Source organism: Stenotrophobium rhamnosiphilum, from assembly GCF_003052265.1.
Lineage (GTDB): Bacteria > Pseudomonadota > Gammaproteobacteria > Nevskiales > Nevskiaceae > Stenotrophobium > Stenotrophobium rhamnosiphilum.
Genome location: NZ_QANS01000008.1, coordinates 143,480 through 159,640 on the forward strand (window position 1 = coordinate 143,480; position 16,161 = coordinate 159,640).

The 16,161-nt window shown below is 48.4% G+C and carries 11 protein-coding genes; 4 read left to right on the forward strand and 7 right to left on the reverse strand.

Features of this window, described 5'->3' with window-relative positions; genetic code table 11:
* Window position 1 precedes the first annotated feature (1 nt).
* The 5 genes from CJD38_RS17545 to CJD38_RS17570 all read right to left on the reverse strand — a co-directional run bounded on the left by CJD38_RS17545 (window position 2) and on the right by CJD38_RS17570 (window position 11,554).
* Window positions 2-3,844: an RHS repeat-associated core domain-containing protein gene (locus CJD38_RS17545; protein ID WP_161554281.1), complete on the reverse strand. Its 3,843-nt coding sequence runs from the start codon at window positions 3,842-3,844 to the stop codon at window positions 2-4.
* A gap of 1,342 nt (window positions 3,845-5,186) precedes the next feature.
* Window positions 5,187-5,537, reverse strand: a complete 351-nt coding sequence (locus CJD38_RS17555; RefSeq protein WP_107941682.1) for a DUF4288 domain-containing protein — start codon at window positions 5,535-5,537, stop codon at window positions 5,187-5,189.
* On the reverse strand, window positions 5,534-9,748 hold the full coding sequence (locus CJD38_RS17560; protein WP_107941683.1) for an RHS repeat-associated core domain-containing protein: 4,215 nt from the start codon (window positions 9,746-9,748) through the stop codon (window positions 5,534-5,536). Before CJD38_RS17560 ends, CJD38_RS17555 begins: the two co-directional genes overlap by 4 nt.
* 299 nt (window positions 9,749-10,047) lie before the next feature.
* On the reverse strand, window positions 10,048-10,815 hold the full coding sequence (locus tag CJD38_RS17565; RefSeq protein ID WP_107941684.1) for a hypothetical protein: 768 nt from the start codon (window positions 10,813-10,815) through the stop codon (window positions 10,048-10,050).
* Window positions 10,816-10,855: 40 nt separating this feature from the next.
* Window positions 10,856-11,554, reverse strand: coding sequence for a DUF6998 domain-containing protein (locus CJD38_RS17570; RefSeq protein ID WP_107941685.1), 699 nt, complete (start codon window positions 11,552-11,554; stop codon window positions 10,856-10,858).
* Between the two features lie 201 nt (window positions 11,555-11,755).
* Here CJD38_RS17570 and CJD38_RS18965 point away from each other — a divergent pair, with 201 nt between their 5' ends.
* The 4 genes from CJD38_RS18965 (at window position 11,756) to CJD38_RS17590 (ending at window position 14,433) form a co-directional block, all read left to right on the forward strand.
* The gene (locus CJD38_RS18965; RefSeq protein WP_206363065.1) at window positions 11,756-12,010 is read left to right on the forward strand and encodes a helix-turn-helix domain-containing protein; all 255 of its coding nucleotides are present in this window, start codon (window positions 11,756-11,758) and stop codon (window positions 12,008-12,010) included.
* Between the two features lie 25 nt (window positions 12,011-12,035).
* Window positions 12,036-12,665 carry a hypothetical protein gene (locus tag CJD38_RS17580; protein WP_107941686.1) on the forward strand — a complete coding sequence of 210 codons (630 nt, stop codon included), beginning with the start codon at window positions 12,036-12,038 and terminating at the stop codon, window positions 12,663-12,665.
* A 75-nt stretch (window positions 12,666-12,740) separates the two neighbouring features.
* Window positions 12,741-14,051: a site-specific DNA-methyltransferase gene (locus CJD38_RS17585; RefSeq protein WP_107941704.1), complete on the forward strand. Its 1,311-nt coding sequence runs from the start codon at window positions 12,741-12,743 to the stop codon at window positions 14,049-14,051.
* The gene (locus tag CJD38_RS17590; protein ID WP_107941687.1) at window positions 14,044-14,433 is read left to right on the forward strand and encodes a DUF5681 domain-containing protein; all 390 of its coding nucleotides are present in this window, start codon (window positions 14,044-14,046) and stop codon (window positions 14,431-14,433) included. Before CJD38_RS17585 ends, CJD38_RS17590 begins: the two co-directional genes overlap by 8 nt.
* Before the next feature lie 658 nt (window positions 14,434-15,091).
* Here the strand turns inward: CJD38_RS17590 and CJD38_RS17595 are convergent.
* Window positions 15,092-15,532 carry a hypothetical protein gene (locus CJD38_RS17595; protein ID WP_146166017.1) on the reverse strand — a complete coding sequence of 147 codons (441 nt, stop codon included), beginning with the start codon at window positions 15,530-15,532 and terminating at the stop codon, window positions 15,092-15,094.
* 28 nt (window positions 15,533-15,560) lie between these two features.
* Window positions 15,561-16,161, reverse strand: a 601-nt coding sequence (locus CJD38_RS17600; protein WP_276307809.1) for an RHS repeat-associated core domain-containing protein, incomplete at its 5' end; no start/stop codon positions are given.

A 16,161-nucleotide genomic window follows, 5' to 3' on the forward strand; every position in this document is an offset into this window, starting at 1 on the left:
TTTACCAACCCTCGTATGGGCGATGTCTTCCGATGCCACCGCCTGGAATCGTATTGCCATTAGCGTCAAGGACACGCCGGTGGTAATGGGGAAGCTCACCGTATTTATGTCCTGTGCGATTACCCCATGGAGCCAAGCGGAAATTACGACCTATACGCAATTCAGCTCCAACAACATACCCTTTTCCCGTCAATGCCAAGCCAGAAAGCACTCCTCCAAGATAAGCTCCAGAGCAATGATCAACAGAACCATCAATCCCTGCTGCAGAACGTATCAACTCAGTTGCTCCCAGTGAAATGCCATCTCCAAAACCTGCTGAGTAATCTACAACTCCTTGAGGGAGCGCATCACCGAAAGCCCAAAGGCCATAGGGGTCATCGAATGAAATGGGATTCCCTTCCACATATGCATACGTGTTAATCCCTCCCTGCAATCCAATCGGGTCCGATTCTAGATATCTTCCTAGACTCGGCTCGTAGTCTCTAAAGCCGTTCTGATGAAACCCAGTTTCTGCATCTAAATACTGGCCAGGAAATCGCAGATTGTTAGTGATGGAGGCAGTTGTCACTACTACCGCACCGAAGGGCTGATAGTCTGCTGACCAACTGACAGCACCTGAGGCATTGGTCAATGCCTGCGGCGTGGCAAGATGGTCGTTCGCATAAAAATAGGTTCCGGCTGTAGCGGCTGCTGTTGTCGACGGATAGTAAAGTGCTAATGGCTCTCCATTGAGATAAAAATACTCAGCCCCGGCGACGCCTGACAGATTATTTTCAACGGTAATATTGCGATCTTTATCCCTTAAATATACTGTCGTTGCCGACGCTGTTACCTTAACAGTGCGTTGTCCAAAAGCATCATAAAAATAGAATGGGCTCGCCGATCCCGATACGGTCAATAGGCGATTGGCGTTGCTAAAGGTATATGTGGTCGCACCGTCAGCGACAACGTTCCCGGTCGCGTCATATGTATATGCATGTGCATTGGGAGCGCTGACCGTATTTAACCGATGACTAGTTGTGGCATACGTATATGTAGCGGGATTCGATGTTAGCCCGCCAGTTTTGCGATCACCTGTCGAATCAACATAGGTATAAGAAAGATTGCCGTATGTACCTGTCGCTGTTGTTAGCCTATTCAGTTCGTCGTAAGTGAGCGTCTGTGATTTTGAAGGGGCAATCGCATCGCTAATCGACGTCGCATTATTTCTTGCGTCATATCCGTAGCTTCGACCAAGAACACCGGCGGCTGTTAGCGAGGAAAGTCGGTAGTCCTGATCATAGGAACGAGATGTTGTTACGCCACTCCCCATGGTCATTTGTTTCCAAGGGCCAAATGGCATGTACTGGATATTGCTTGCTAGCGTTTGGGCATGACCGCTGAGCGTCGCATTCACTTGAGTAACCTGCCCAATTGCGTTTCGCGTATAAGTTAAAAGGTCCCCTGTCGAATACGCCATCTGAGTGAGATTATCCGCACTGTCATAAGCATAAAAAGTCGCGTAGTTATGGCTTGCGACGACATTTGATTCTGCGAATAGCGTTCCACGTGCCGCGTAGGCATATGTACTTTGACCACTTGGGTCGCTAATACCCGTCAGTCGCCCAATGCCATATGGATAAGCTGGCGAATAATTACTGCCGTCATAGAAGTAGAAGACGTTTTCGGCTGACGTGGGATAGGCCTTCTTCTTGATGCGATTTAATGCGTCATAGGTATATTGCGTCGTAATCCCGCGAGCATCCGTGCTGGATGAAATATTCCCCGCAGCGTCATATGTATTGGTCGTTAAGCCCGAGTCCGGGCTATTTACTGAGAGCGTGCTATTTAAAGCATCAACCGCATAGATCGTCGTCAGATTGGAGGGATCTTTGACAGACAGTGTGTGATCTAGCGCGTCATAACCATAGGTCGTATACCCACTCTTAGCATCGGTTACGGCGCTCAATCGATTCAGCGCATCATAGTTGTACTGAGTCAGATACAAGCCCGCTTCTTTGAGCGACTTTATGTTTCCATATCCGTCATATGTGTAGGCGGTCGTTTGTCCATTCGCCCCATGGATTTCCTTGATACGTCCATCAATTCCGACGACGCGGCTGAGTGACTTCCTCAAAACATCGCCACCGTCATAGATGGACTCGCTCAGTCTATTCCCAAGTCCATCCAGCGTGTAATGAATGTGATTGCCCAGATTATCGGTAATGTCTGTTAGCTTGTAGGCGTCGTCATAGCCGTAGGTAAGCTGACTTCCATTAGGCAATATGGCCTTAGCAATATCACCATTAATGTTGTAACTATAAGAAGTTGTCGCGCCAGCAGTAGAAACTGTTTTTACTCTTTGGCGTGCGTCATAGGTGATGTCCGTTTGAACATTGTTGCCATCAAACATCCTGGTGGGATTCCCCTGTAAGTCATACAGCGCAATCCTTATTTGATGTCCTAGTACATTCGTGATTGTGCTTAGGTTTCCACTGGAATCATACGCATAGGTCGTGACGTCAGTTACGTCCGTGCGTGGCCCATCAACTGTGCTGAGAAGATTCTGCCCATTGTAGGTATACGAAGTTGATCGCGTAGCACTGGTATTTGTATCTGTTACCGATTCGTTCGTCTTATTGCCGGATAAATCATAGGTATAAACAGTCCTGCGCCCTGGTTCGTCGATCTGCTTAGGAAGATGGAATACAGAATCCCATTGCGTCGTTATTGTTCTGGCAACTGCCGATCCATATCCTTCGGTGCGGCTCAGCTCCAGCCCGCGTAGATCGAATGAATAGCGAGTGACATTGCCGTTAAAATCCGTTCTCTGACTAATAAAGCCATTACTGTCGTAGAGCACTGACTGTGACGATGCACAATGCGCACACGCCGCATCACTTCCACCTGAAGAAACACTAGAAATCTTATAAGCCGAGTTAGCAACGCCAAAGTTGTAAGTACGCACAGTACCTATTGGATCGGTTACTTGTGGCGAAGTCGAAGACCCGCTGTACTGAATTGTGAAGAGATCAGTACTCGTTCCGAGTTGAATTGATATCGCTTTCCCTTGAGCATTGTAGCCAACCGTCATATATCTCTGGCTAGAACCGTCAACGATTCCGGTCAGCGCATTCGGCAGATTCGCGCCAGAGGTCAGAGCCGCTTCGTTGTACAAATACGTGCGATTCGTGCCATCAGCATACTGAACACCCGTGAGGTTTCCATTGGCATCATGCTGATAAACATATGCCCCGCCAGCGGGATCTGTTACTGATAAAAGATAGCCGGCCGAATCGTAGAAGAACGTCAGCGCCCGAGCATAAGGTTCCGTGACCGTCACCAATCTGGAAAGCGCATCGTAGGCAAGCGTTGTAATTCTTCCAGCGTGATCAGTAATCTGTATCAAGCGCCCGCTAGCGTCATATGTCTCTAGCTCATCTTTACGCGTCTTATAGATCCAGCCTGTTGGAGTTCCACTCCCGTTATAAGTTCTCTGGAGGGTATCGATTGTGTTACCAACAGCAGTCCAAGTTATTCCATCAGTGGAATCGTAGGAATAGCTATGCCCGTCAGGACGGTATGCGATAGCCACTACTTCACTGCCATAAGCTGTGGCGAGTATCGAGCGATCATAAGAATGTCGCCAATGAGCACCCATTGAGGTGCTGACGACACGATTATCACTGTTGTAATAGCGGATGAAGCGCAGAGGCATCACCGTATTCCCAACGTAATCCTTTTCGACCTGATATTTGTTGCCTGTTGCAGGATTAATGGGATCACCAACACATCCCGCAGTACAACCGCCTTGCAATGCTCTATCTGTTTCTCCCAAATTGCTGCCCGTTACAGCGCCACCCACATAAATACATCTTGGCGGCACCGTACTTCCAGAAAGTAAAAATCCAGGTTCACACACCGCCGGCGCACCAGCACTCCACTGGAAATCCGCACTAGATAGAGTACTCCCACAACTATTAACTCCATGGACGTTGCACTGAGCTAGATATGTTGTCGTCCCTGCACTGATTGCCGAAGTGCCGCTGATGGTTGAAACGTTGCAGGATGTACTAACCAACGCTGCACATTGATTACAGGCCGATGGCAGATCAGCCGCACTGACTGATCCACAAGTACCCCCATTATTTACAAACCATGATCCCGGCTTTGCGGGAAGACTAAATGTTTGAGCAAACGCCAAATTGGTGGAGAGCCCTGTCAACACGACTCCCAACATCCAAAAGCTAACCACACGTCCAACGATCAACCAGTGCTTTATCACTATCGGGTTTCTATCTCCTTGGATTCTCTTTCCCCGACATTTCGTGAATAGGCGCATGTACTGTCTTCCCGTTAGTTGTTGATCAGCCAGATGGTTTGCCAACGTTTTTACTTGCTTTGGATGTGCAAGTTACGGACAAACGGCCAAGCGGTCTCATGCCTTCGCCTAACGGTATCTAGAATCTACCTTTGTTAGTTCTGCGCGGGAAGAAACAAGCGCGTTGCAGTAACCTCTTGATCTGATATCTGCCTCTATGCCCGCTGAATCAACAATCCTGATTTAAGTGCAGCCAGCGCCCCAAGTTCAGAGCCAAACTCAATGGAAAAAAGTCTGCCCCGATGGAGGTATATGTCGAATCGGACAGCCTCCGTGATATTGCCGATGCTTCCTTTCAATGTCGCTGAAAAGATCTTGAAATTTTCTCCGTGGTTAGGAAATAAATCCGCGCTTGACCAAGTGGCATAGATCGGATCCTTCACACAATAAAAAACAGTTTTCGTTCCTCGTGCTTGCCGCTGTACAAGATCAAATTTCTCAAGCTGGGAATTCAAAACTAGCTTTAATGACTCCGGTAGAGTTGATCGCCATTCATCAATGCAGACACTTTCGTATGGCCGTAGCCGGCTGCTACCAAATGCGCGATGAAACAGCGTGGATATAGAATTTAATAACATTATTGACACCCGCAAGAATTCCTACCTGCACCAGTAGCGCCGTAACCAGCGCCAGCAATGCCTCCTTTATAGGCATTGGGAATCCGGTCGAATTGCTGAACCGGGGCCTGCCACTTCGGTCCTAAGTCCCTCGGCGGCTCTATTAGCCCACTCCATGGAAGAAGCGGATCGGAGTAATTATTCTAATAATTACTCCGATCCTTTATCTCTTCTTATCTGCTTATTTAAAGAATACGAGCCCGGATTATTTATTTTCTGAACGCAGATAATTCGTGCTTCGCCGGTACAAGTTTCTTACGCCGCTCCATAGGATTTACTGCTCGCCGGATGTCATACCAAACTTCTTCCTTTGTCGTCTCGTTCCCGAGATGCAAGAGGTCAATCACCCCAATAAATTCGAAAAATACTTTTCCTCCAGAATCATTTTTATAGTGGTATTCAGATTCTATTCCGTAACTTTTAGAATATTTATAAGCCAACTCGGCATTCTCTTGAGCACAAATAATTATCCGTTCTTCTATATCTCGAACTTTATTCGTGCGCCCAGACGTAACAATTCTGAATTGGAACAATAATTTTGCTGCGTATCGGTTTTTCATAAGTTTGGACAAAATCTTCCAGTGCAGTCGCCAGGATTTAGGGAGCAGTACGTATCACATGAGAGTTGATCGCCAGCGTTACAAGCTGCTTTTAATAAATCGTCGGCGCTAATTAATAGACCCATAGTTCCTCCACGCTTAATAACTTTTAGCAAACCACGGAGTTTTTTGATTCGCTCAGCTTGTTTGTTCTTAATAGCATCCTTAAGCGCCTCTTCCACATCTCCCCGATCAGATTGCTTTGTCAGCCCTTCTGTTCCTATATTGTTTTTACCACCTTTGGCCAATCCTTCTGGATCTGTGAACGACAAGGGATTCCCGTCCACATAGGCATACGTGTTAATCCCTCCCAGCAATCCAATCGGGTCCGACTCGATATATCTACCAAGACTTGGCTCGTAATCTCTAAAGCCGTTCTGATGAAATCCAGTTTCAGCATCCAGATACTGTCCAGGAAATCTTAGATTGTTACTAACGCTGGCAGTTGTCACCGACGCGGCACCGAAAGGCTGGTAGTTTGCCGACCAACTAACTGCGCCCGTCGCATTCGTCAGCACCTGCGGTGTAGCCAGATGATCATTTGTATAGTAGTAGATGTCAGCAGTAACGCCTGCTGCAGGCGAGTACATAGCGAGGGGCTCGTCTTCCAGATAAAAATATTCCTTCGTTACGTTTCCGGCTCCGTCGGTTTCTTCCATGAGTTTTCCATCGGGCATGCGCGTATACACACTAGCGCCCGGACCTGTCACGTATTTGGCAGCACGCCGACCAAAGCCGTCATAGAAGTAAATGGGCATTCCAGTACTCGAGGCCGCAAATAACCGACCTTCGCTGGTGTAGCTATAGCTCAGCGCCCCATCAGCGATCACATTGCCAGAACCGTCATAGGTATAGCTATGCGCATTCGGGCCACTGACCGTGGCCAGACGATGCGAGCCTGACTGATACGTGTATGTCGAAGGTGTCATCGACAAGCCTCCAGTAAGTCGATCGCCACTGGCGTTGTACGTGTATGCCAATGAACCGTATGCCCCAAATGCCGATGTGAGATGGCCCAATGTGTCATAGCTAAACGTCTGGCTGTTCTGCGAATTAATGCCGTCGGTAATGCTTAGGATATTGTCGCGGTTATCAAAGCTGTAGCTGCGGCTCAAAACGCCTGTCGATCCAATAGACGTTATCCGATAGTCCTGATCAAAACTGCGCGTGGTTGTGATTCCGTTCGGCAGAGTCATTTGTGACCAGCGGCCAAACGGAATGTATTGAATCGAACTTGCAAGCGGTTTTGTGACGCCACCAATCTTCACGTTGACGGAAGTTACTTGTCCCATGCTATTGCGCACATAGGTTAGATAACTGCCACGGTATAAAACATCGTTCACGTTGCCTGACAAATCGTAGGCATAGCACGACAGATAACTGATACCAAACGCGGTCTTTAACTCACATTGCTGCTGGCCGCCTGGGTAATAGCCATAAGCCGCTGTGCCACTTTGATCTTTAACTCCAGACAAACGCCCAATACTATTTGGCGGCACTGGCGATGTGTTTGTCCCATCGTAGTAGTAGTAAATGTTATCCGACGAATTCGGATAGGTTATCGATATCAAACGTCCAAGAACATCGTAAGTTCTGCTAGACATGATCCCAGTAGATTTAGTCTGAGTTACAAGCAGACCACGATTGTCGTATGTATTAATGGTGGTGCCAGCATCGGGACTCACTGTCCCGATGAGATCACCAAAGCCATTGTAGTAATAGCGCGTGATATGACCTTGTGGATCTGTAACTGTTGTCACTTGATCTTGTGCGTCATAGCCATAGCTCACCGCATACAGCATCGGCCCTGTTTCTGAGACCAGACGATTCAGTGCATCGTATCCAGAATAGAAATTATTACTGGCCGCATCGGTGCGTACGTTTACATTATCGGTACGGTCATAGCCGTACATAGTGACTTGTGTATTCGCTCCAATCTCCGAAAGAACACGGTTGAGCTCATCAAAAGTCTTTGAAGCAACTTTTACAATTGATCCGCTACTGTTGCGGATATTCGTATTCGTAATACCGCCCAAAGAATTCCGGGTGTACTCGATACGTTCTCCCGAGTTATTTTGGATGGCAGAAAGTCGTTTTGCGCCATCGTATTCAAATGAAAGGTTTGCGCCATTGGGTTCCGTCGCACTAATCACTTGTTCGGCAGCGTCGTACGTAAAACTCGTAACGGCCTGCAGTGCTCCTGGTTCAACCACGATTTGAGTCAAATGGCCACGCGCGTCATAGCTAAAATTAGTCGTGACGTTGTTGGGATCAATCATCGTTAATGGCTGCCCGAGACTATTGACTAACGTAACCTGCGTGGTCTGATTGAGTGCATTCGTGACACTCGCCAAGAATCCGCTGGCGTTGTAACCATAGGTTGTCGTATCGCTAGTTCCAGCTAAGGGACCATCCACCGTCGTTAATAGCCCAGCGACGTTATAGCCAAAGGTCCAGATTCGCGTTTGTCCATTGGTGCTATAAGGCGTGGACTGCGTTGTCGTGTCTGTCTCCTTGCGTTGCGTCAAGCGCCCTGCACTGTCATACGTTAGATCGATTGTTAATCCAGGCCGGACAATTTGAGTGGGCGATCGATATGAAGAAAGCCACGTCATCGCCGTTGTACGAGCCAAAGCCGTACCACTAGCCTCCGTTTTAGTCAGTGGATTTCCTGCGCTGTCATTGGTCCAAGTTGTGGTGCGATTCTCAGCATCAATCTGTTGATTAACGAAGCCCTTGCTGTCGTAGCCATACTGCGTGTTGCCCGCAATGCAATTTGTACTGGCTTGCCCTTGAATAGATGCAACGCGCTTTAAAACTCCTTGCTTGGACGCCAAGGTATAGAGCGTCTGCTTGCCTGCTGCGTTAGTAACAGTACGAGTATTCCCTGTGAAATCGTACTGAATGTTGGTGTACTCAACACCGCCCGCATGCTGACTCGACGTGGCATGACCTTGGGCATCATAGGTCCACGTTGCAAAACGGATTCCACGCTCATCTGTGATTCCGGTCAGTGCGGTGAGATTGGTTGTATCTTCGTACTGGTATGTAATGTAAGGCGCAGTAGATCCATTATTTACCGGATATGTAACCTTACTGAGCGTCGTCGTTTCTGATGGTACTGATATGGATGCCGCAACCCCGCCAGAAGATTTTGGGCTCTGATCCAGATATTCATATTGATAGACCTTTCCGTCTGGCGCTGTCACGGAGGCCAGCAATCCATAATTAGAGTATGTGAATAGAATCTGTCGATTGAAGTTATCGGTCACAGAGATGTTGTTGCCTTTACTGTCATACGCCAGTGTCTGCGTATAACCACCTCTATAGGCTATTGAGATCAATTGCCGAGCGGTGTTGTAGGTCTCTACTGTTCCGTCATTATCTGTAAATATCCATCCCGCAGAATTCTTAACGAGGGTCCAACGGACATCCGTCCTGGTATTGATTAAATTTCCTGCTGTATCAATGTAAGCAGGAACCCAAGTCGATGCCGGGCCGGCAGAAAATATCGCTTCCCGGCCGTCACCTAGAACAATCCGGACGTAGAAGAGCTCTCCATAGAGAAACCGGCGGTCAAAGTTTGTTCTCCATCCAGCACCTAATCGCGAAACAGCTGACCACTGACTGTCGTAATGCCTTTCTAGCTTCAGAAGAAAGGTTCCACGCGTAGTGAATTCACTTACTGTTTCAGACTTATTTCCAGAGATGACATTAATGGGATTTCCAGCTTTGACATTGCACGCAGGCGGGCCGCTATCATCTTGACGAAGTGGCGCGCACCCACCCGGACCCGAAGGCGAAGCTTTCATACCACTTGAACACGTTAAATTCGCATATCCAGGCAACGTAGCCTGGCCTTGATTGATCCACTTAAAAGAGCAACTTGCAGATATGACGCGACCATTAGTATTACTGTGTTGAAAATTAAAACTGCTCATCTCTGAGCCTGATCCCCCATAAAACTGGTCATGGGAGTATTTACAGGCTTCCACCGCACTGCCAAACGTAGGCGATGTTTGACCATTTGGAACGACCGCAGTCCAATCTGCTATAGCTGCATTCGGCAAAGTAAGAAGCATTGCCACGAACAGAAGGGCAACAAGCCCCATCCCACTAAACCGAATTGCTCCTGCTTTATGCTGAACCGCATTAGTTTGATCAAAGTGCATGCAGAGGCATCCCGTTTAGTTATTGATAGGCCGGATCTTTCGCCTGTTTTTACTCGCTTGTGCTCTCGAAGTTGCAGGTGACCAGCCAAGCGGTCATATGTCTTGGCTTAACGGCAACTAGGCTCGGCCTTTGATATTTCCATTAAGCAAGAAATATGCTCTCAAAGGCGAATCAGGAGAAAAAGTCGAGGAACCTTCTGGAGATCAGGGAGGGAATCTCGTGAAATCTAATCTACAGATTCAACCTGACTGCTACGCACCATTCTTCCCGAGGGCGCGTGATCCCATTGGCTTCAAGCTCACGTAAATCTTGCACCCTTCAATCTTCCATAAAGTTCTTGATATGGGGAAATTTCCACAGCCCGGATTAGGTCATAAGATTCTTGAGCCGTGCGGAAAAGTGGTGGAAGATTTAAATGCACTCTATCCCTGCGACAAGCTTTCAAGATGTACTCAAACAACGGCAGCCGTGAGACCTGAATAATTTCACGTAGATCCTCAATCGGATCCTGCTGAACATTACCCGCGGTATTGGACAGAACCTTGTAGAGCATGTGCGCGTAGCCCGGATCATTGGATCCCGTGCACAACGCAATTAATGCATCGAACTGTTCTCTGAATATGAGGACACCATAGGTGCAAGACAAAATTTCGCCGGCATCTGGATCGGGCAACTGCCACGGCGCTCCGTTACGCCGCCGTATCAATTCGGTTGCAATGGATTGACCACCCCACCCGTCAGATATGGCGATAAAGAATGCCATCTCAAACATTGTTCTGGGCCGCCACTGCTGAATACGCGCTTGGCATTTACCGTGGCAGTCATACTCTCGATGCGATGCTTCGAATGTTGATTCGAAATGCTCACAGTCACGATCGTGCCAGCCCTTCTGAATGCAGGCTTCTATAAGTTGAGGAGAAGGCTCTCGAAAAATAATCCTCCATCCCCAGACTTCGCTAATGGCATCAATTCTCTCTGGAACAGCAGGCGAGAGCGCACCAAGCCGCGGCATCTCATCCACAATCTTTGCAGACGTTATATTGAGCAATGTATTACAAGTATCCATTCGCTTCTCTTTCTATTGGCCTTCAACTTGCTTCGCGCAATCACTGAATAGATGGCACTGCGAGTGCTTCACTCAACGCTTCGATGCTGTTTATGATCTGACTGCCTAGCTGACGCGTGTTAAACGCATTGCCGTTGCCGTTTAAGAGGCCCACATTGAGTCGCACCGCTAACTCTCGGAGCGCAGACTTCGCGGGTGTTACCAGAACCTCGTTCTGTTCGATTTCGATGCTGCCGTTTTCCAGCTCGCGCACTCGATACTCTTGGAACATTGCTTCCCTCACCGTCGCGATATCACTTCTCAACGCAGTTTTCTTCTCGATGCGCCCTAACGACAGCGTGCGTTTGCCCTCTACTTCGGGTGACATCAGAACTATCGCTTCACTGATAGATGCATCAAGTAATTTTTCGATTTGCATTTCTTCGGTATTGACCCGAAAAACCATGATGCGATCGACCCATTCCAGTGTCTTTGCGTTGAACGCGATATGACCGCCCGATCCACTCATTGCTGTGGTCTTGACGGATATCCGTTCATTAGCGGCGCTCACAACGTCATAGCCCCGCTGATTGACCTCCGTGGCCATGCGTCCATTGGTGATGAGTGCGGCGTACAACTCTCCAATACGTCCGCAGAGGTGGCGTAGCTCCGTCGGAGGCACGCCCCACGCCAGCTCTCGCTCGAACCAATTCATGGCCTCACCCAAGGACTGGATCAGCTGCATTTGCGTTAGGGCCATACCGAGCTCAGCACAGGTACGGCCACTGAAGCGGTAAACGCGCACATCCTTGTCGCCTGTCGCTCATTCGACCCCCTACGCTCTTTCGTTTACGTGCCGCCTGCCCTCGCGGTTTCATTTGGATACTAGCTCTTGACCAATATATTGTGAAGACGTTTTAAGCCCTCGGCTCTACCGTTCCAGCTCTTATTGGGGATTCGGTTGGAAGTAGAGCGCGCTTTTGGGCAAGTCTTGCGAGAAATACGGCTGAAACAGGCCTTTTCTCAGGAGGCGCTTGCCCTTGAGGCAGGCGTGCAGCGCAATTACGTCTCTCTGCTAGAACGCGGACTGAACTCCGCATCACTGAAAATCATCTTCAAGTTATGCCACGTGTTAGACATCAAGCCATCAGAAGTTTTGGTTATGGTTGAACAGCGGGCCAGCAAACTGACGCGGCCCGTAAGACGCAAGCGTTAATGTTGAACTGCCGCAGCTTGCGACCATGCGCGGGACAAAAATAGAAAAAGCATTTGTTGCCGAGCATCCAATTACTTCCAGGTTGAAGAAGTTTGGATTCACTGAAGATCAACTTCAGCAACTTACCTTCAGCAGTAACACCTCAGATACACCATTCGAGCATTGGTCCTTTCGGATTCCCAACGGCGTCGCCGCAGAAGCATATCGGCTGCTGAAAGCGTATTGCACGCTTAAGTGGCTCATTCTGGATAATCCACCCGACTCTGATCATAAACGCAACGCCAATGATTACTTGGCGATGACACTGGCAGAAGCTGATGTTGTCATTGGGCAAAGAACTCGAGAATTACAAAGCCGCCGTGCCAAGAAGCTTCGGGGCAATGTTGGCGATAACAACATGTCCATTAGCATGATTGTTGAAACCCTATGCTCCAAGCCAGAGCATCAAACGGAAACTGCAAAGCAACTTTGGAACCATTTCATTTCCGAACTTGATGTGCATAGCCTCTCGCCGAAGGAGCATGCAAATGAGACGACCAAGAAATTTTGGTGCAATTACGATTTCAAGGGCCGAGAAAAATCTATCAGCTTCGGACAGTTCGCGAATCTTACCTCCAAGGCGCGCAGACGCTTGAAATCAGGTTTGCCGGGCTAACCTTATTCCTCCAATTAGCTTCGTGTCCGAAATGCTCCGCCGGGGCATATGGGACAGGAGTTCATTGTGATTGATATGACCGCTTCAATTGAGCAAGTCTTAGTTGTTAATTTAACCCCTTATGCGAGAAATTCGCGTACTCACTCCAAACGGCAGATCAAACAGATCGCCAATAGCATCAAAGAATTTGGCTTTAATAATCCTGTCCTGATCGACCGCAACAACACCATCATTGCCGGGCATGGCCGCGCTGAAGCCGCCAAACTACTCCAGCTCACGACTGTACCCACACTGCGCCTTGATCACCTCACCCCCGATCAAGTCCGCGCATACATCATTGCGGACAATCGCCTCGCGGAGAACGCTGGATGGGATCGCGAGATCTTGAAGATTGAACTGCAGCACTTAAGCACGATTGATCTTGGCTTTGATGTCACGCTCACGGGCTTTGAAGTTCCTGAGATTGATCTGATCATTCAGGGCACAGAAAAAGACGCTAAACCAGAAATCGTTGAGCTCGAAACTGATGGCCCTGCTGTCACTGCTACAGGTGATCTTTGGCAGTTGGGGCGCCATCGCTTGATTTGCGGTGACTCACTCAATGAAAACGTCTATCAACAGCTCATGCAAGGTGATCTGGCAGATGTTGTTATTTCAGATTTGCCCTACAACGTAAAAATAGACGGGCATGCCTCAGGCCTCGGGGAAGTGCATCATCGTGAGTTTGCAATGGCGGCTGGCGAAATGGATGAATCTGAATTTATCGACTTTCTTCAAAAAGCCTGCGCTCAATTAGCAATGCATAGCCAGCAAGGATCCTTGCATTATTTATTCATGGACTGGCGTCATTTATTCGAACTGCTAACAGCCGGACGAGCTGCTTACGCCGAGTTCAAGAACATGGCAGTCTGGACCAAAGACACTGCAGGCATGGGCTCGTTGTATCGTAGCCAACATGAACTCGTTTTGATCTTCAAAAACGGCAAGTCCCCTCACCGCAACAATGTTCAGCTCGGCAAGTTTGGACGCAACCGCACCAATGTCTGGCAGTACCCGGGCGTAAATGCGTTTGCTCGTCAAACCGAAGAAGGCCCCCTCGGGAAGCTTCACCCTACGGTAAAGCCCGTAGCCATGATTGTAGACGCCCTGCTTGACTGCACGGCACGTGGCAACATTGTGCTGGATGCTTTCTTAGGAAGTGGTACCACGCTCATAGCCGCAGAACGTATTGGGCGCGTTTGCCGCGCCATTGAGATTGATCCCCTATACGTCGACGTTGCGATTCGGCGGTGGCAGCGTGTGACCGGCGATGCAGCCGTGCATGTCGCTACAGGCCGTCGCTTCGATGACATCGCCGCAACCTCAGAGGTATCTTCTGATGAGTAAGAAGAACGGCACCAAGCCTTATGCAGTGGGTTACGCCAAGCCCCCAAAGTCAGGTCAATTTAAGTCAGGCACCTCTGGGAACAAGCGTGGGCGTCCTAAAAACCGCCCTTCAGCTGCCATGCAGGTATATTCGCAACTTGCCCAAAAGATCACAGTCACAGTTGACGGAAAGCGCAAGAAGATAACCGTGAGAGAAGCCATCGTCACAAAAGCAGTTCATTCAGCATTAGCCGGTGACTACAAGGCCATAAATTTCCTTCTTAACTTTGCCACACCTTCAGAGCGCGAGATGCATAGTCACGAGCCGAAACCTGACTACAGCAAAATGACAGCAGAAGAACTATCAGACTTGTACCGAAAAACGGTTGCCGAGCGCCATTAGGTAGACAGTGCAATCTAAACGGCATGTGAAATTTATAATAAAGCACTCAAGCCAAGGATTGGCAATGGCACGCAAGTCGCGGAAAACTAACTTATAGGTTTTGCTCGATCTTGCGGTGCTATTGCCATGGGGGCTGGCGCTGATCTTTGCTTTGATTTCCTATCTCGTTCTCCATTATTTTGCGACAAGTACTGAAGCTTCCCCAACCGATACACACAGGCGCACTCTCTTCCAAACGTTCGCAAAGATCGGCCAATTTCTCTTGCCGTTTATTTTCGTCGTTGGCGCTTGAATCTCTATTTACGCGATCAACTCAAAAAAGCACTTCAACGACACGCAAGCTCTTGGCAAGAAGAGTGCGCTGCTGAATATGTCGTGGAAGGACTTTGAATGGAATTTCCCCGTTTTCGTATTCACCCAGATGACTATAAAATCGGTGGCAACATTCAGCGGGCGCGGTTGCAATAGTTGGCCCCATCTTCCCAGCTGATCAAATCAAGCTAATCCGGCGAGCAATAACAACCTGATGTGTCGGCGCTTCATTGCCACTTCCTATATTCGGGAATTTTATTTCCGAAATGCATCAGTAACAGGAACTTCCAATAGATGAAGAATGGATAAGAGCGCCACTGAATGGCTGCTTGCTTTACGCGGTTATTCAGTCTTGCCCAACCTTATTTATTCCTTTACTCGCAAATTGACAAACATTTTTCCAGCGAGCATTCAACGCTTCTTCAGTGCCATCAGTACCAAATAATTTTTTGCATTCGCCTGGCTCTTGACCTACTGAACTGGCTATCAGCCAGCCACTGGGTGCAGGGGAATCAACAATTACGATTGCTGACGCATCGTAGAGAAAACTTCTACCGTGATAGACCTCTCCGCTACCCACATCAATAGAGAAGTCATGCACGTGAATTCTCGAAGAAGCAACCAAATCTTGGTTGTCGCCTGAGCCATTAATTTTTTCTTTACGATAAGCTATCGCATAATCAATTTCGTTGTGCAGTACGACATATATGGCTTGGCTCGAGCGTTGTAGCCTGAATGTATTCTCGTAGACGACTGCGCCAAGAATAAGAAATATCAGCGCGAACACGGCCCACTTCCACCTGGGTAATTGCATATTAATGTGCTCCTACGACCGATTGCGCATCGTTTTCAGCTTGCCCTGAAATATCCGAATGATGGGTGCCCTCATCAAATTCGCTGCCTATAACCGGGCCAATCCGGAGGTACCAAGGATCATTCGCATGTAACGCCTCGTGCGCGATTGTGTTAGCTAAATCCGCATCGGTGAGACTTGGATACTTACCAGAACAATACTCACTGCTAATAAATATCTTGTCGCCTCTAGTGATATAGGTGACTCCGCCGATTGGAATGTTCCTTACGCCTACAGAAATATTTTTCTTGTATCTGGACGGATATTTTTGTTGGAGTGCTCGCAAAATTTTATTTGCCGCATCTAACTTGTTCTTACAACCGCAATTGTCAGGATCCGACTTATTTGCCTGATACGCATCATATAGTGCATATCCAGATGCAAAGGCAAAAAATCCGAACATCGCGGCTCCCACGGGACTTTCGCCCGTCGGATCAACATAACTAATAGGATTACCTTCTACATACCCATAGGTAGACCAGCTTCCTCCATTCAGCCCGATCGGATCTGATTCTACATAGCGTCCGATAAACGGACTGTAATCACGGAAGCCGTTCTGGAAG

Coding starts and splice junctions, on each gene's coding strand:
- CJD38_RS17555 (WP_107941682.1), bottom strand. CDS start 5,537: ATGAAAAACCGATACGCAGCAAAATTATTGTTCCAATTCAGAATTGTT.
- CJD38_RS17560 (WP_107941683.1), bottom strand. CDS start 9,748: ATGCACTTTGATCAAACTAATGCGGTTCAGCATAAAGCAGGAGCAATT.
- CJD38_RS17565 (WP_107941684.1), bottom strand. CDS start 10,815: ATGGATACTTGTAATACATTGCTCAATATAACGTCTGCAAAGATTGTG.
- CJD38_RS17570 (WP_107941685.1), bottom strand. CDS start 11,554: ATGGCCCTAACGCAAATGCAGCTGATCCAGTCCTTGGGTGAGGCCATG.
- CJD38_RS17580 (WP_107941686.1), top strand. CDS start 12,036: ATGCGCGGGACAAAAATAGAAAAAGCATTTGTTGCCGAGCATCCAATT.
- CJD38_RS17585 (WP_107941704.1), top strand. CDS start 12,741: ATGACCGCTTCAATTGAGCAAGTCTTAGTTGTTAATTTAACCCCTTAT.
- CJD38_RS17590 (WP_107941687.1), top strand. CDS start 14,044: ATGAGTAAGAAGAACGGCACCAAGCCTTATGCAGTGGGTTACGCCAAG.